This window comes from Pseudomethylobacillus aquaticus (assembly GCF_003730115.1).
Lineage (GTDB): Bacteria > Pseudomonadota > Gammaproteobacteria > Burkholderiales > Methylophilaceae > Pseudomethylobacillus > Pseudomethylobacillus aquaticus.
The window spans coordinates 1-1028 of the sequence record NZ_RJVP01000021.1 but is presented as its reverse complement, the minus strand read 5'-3'; the positions used below and the strand labels follow the sequence as shown (position 1 = coordinate 1028).

Below are 1028 nucleotides of genomic sequence, written 5' to 3'. Positions count from 1 at the left end.
GACAGCATCGACGGCGGTGCGGGTGACGATCAGCTGCTGGGCTACGGCGGCAACGACACCCTGCTGGGTGGTTTGGGCAACGACAGCCTGCAGGGCGGTGACGGTACCGACAGCCTCAGCGGTGGTGACGGCATGGACACGCTGCAAGGCGATAATGGCAACGACACCTTGCTAGGTGGTGCGGGTGCTGACAGCCTGGAAGGTGGCCAAGGTGATGACGTGCTGACCGGTGGTGCAGGCGGTGACCTGCTGGATGGCGGCAGCGGTACCAACCGCTTTGTGATCGGCACAGGCGACAGTGCCTATGTGGCCGGCAGCACACCGGGCAATGACGTGGACCTGATCCGCAGCTTTGGCCAAAGCGCCACCAACACCATCAACTTCGGCGGCATCGAAGGCACGGCGACCAACTACACGGAAACCACCATGGCGGTGGCGGACTACACGGCGGCAGCAGCAGCAGCGAACAGCGCGTTTGGTACCACGGGCGTGCTGTACCACTTTGTAAGCGACGGCAACAACGGCTACCTGTTCTACAACCGTAGCGGCGACACCACGCTGGGCATGGGCGACGACGTGGTGGTGGTGCAAGGCGTGGATGCAGGCAACTTCGGCTTTGCCAATGTGGCCGGTACGCCGGCCAATGTGACCCCGATGTTCCGGGCCGGGTCGCTGGCGGCGAGCTTCAGTGACGCGACGTCGGAAGGGACGGTCAGCTTCATCGTCAACGACCCGGATGTGGGTCAGACCTTGCGCCTGGCGATCAGCTACAGCGATACGGTGACGGTGACGCCACTGACGCCGATGAGCAACTCGGACAGCCAGTTCATGCTTGCCGCCACCGAGCAGGCGTTTGTGAGCACCTATAACGTCATCGCCAGTGACGGGGTGGTGGGCAGTGCCCTGATTGCCCAGTTGGTGCGGGGCACCGAGGACGCGAATAGCCTTGGCAGCACGAGCTTGAGTGCTACCATCCCGCAGATCCTGTATGGCTTTGATGGCGCTGACACCCTGACGACGGGCGGCGG

Annotated in this window: 1 protein-coding gene; it reads left to right on the top strand. The window is 63.6% G+C overall.

Annotated features, from left to right (window positions below):
- Positions 1 to 1028, top strand: a 1028-nt coding sequence (locus ED236_RS12320; RefSeq protein ID WP_420820429.1) for a calcium-binding protein, incomplete at both ends; no start/stop codon positions are given.